Annotated in this window: 1 protein-coding gene; it reads right to left on the minus strand. The window is 71.3% G+C overall.

Annotation, left to right across the window (positions count from 1 at the left end; genetic code table 11):
• A partial coding sequence (locus FUT87_RS20440) for a hypothetical protein (RefSeq protein ID WP_147242208.1) occupies nucleotides 1–582 on the minus strand: 582 nt, incomplete at its 3' end.
• Nucleotides 583–677: the final 95 nt, after the last annotated feature.

Below are 677 nucleotides of genomic sequence, written 5' to 3' on the forward strand. Positions count from 1 at the left end.
CAGCAGCTTCGGGTCGACGCGATAGACGCCGTCGTGGTTGTTGATCGTGCCCACGCTGTAGTTTGACGCGGAGGCGCCGTCCAGCGAAGTGACCGAGGCGACGTAGCTGCCCGCGGCCAGGCGGTCGTTCACCGCGACGGGCGTGCCGCCGGACGTGAGTCCGACCACCGGCGTCACGTCGTCGCCGGCCAGCACGCCGCCGATGAAGGCCGTGGGCATCGTGTGTGTCGAGCCATAGGTCTGCGAGCCGTTGCCCACGAAGTAATCCAGCGGCTTCTTCGCGATCGACAGCTGGGCGCTCACCGTGCCCGACAGGTCCAGCGTGTAGTTGGAGGCCGCGCTGCCGCCGAGGCCGGTCAGCGTGAAGTTCCAGCTGCCCGCGCCGACCCGGTCGGCGAAGCCGTAGCCGGCGCCGTTCGCGCCCATCGCGATGCCGCCCTGCGCGCCGAGCGTCGCGATCGGCGCGACGCTGTCGCCGTTCACGACGCCGGCCAGGCTCACGACCGCGCCCGGCGAGCCGTAGACATAGCTGCCGTTCGAGACCGTCGGTGTCAGCGCGCGGCGCGTGATCGTGAGCGGCATCGTCGACGCGGCGAAGTGAGGGTGCGCGCGGCGGCGCTTCCACTTGCCTACGCATGGGAATCCCGCTTGCCGCAGGGCCAGGGGCGGCGAGCGCC

The organism is Mitsuaria sp. TWR114 (assembly GCF_007997345.1).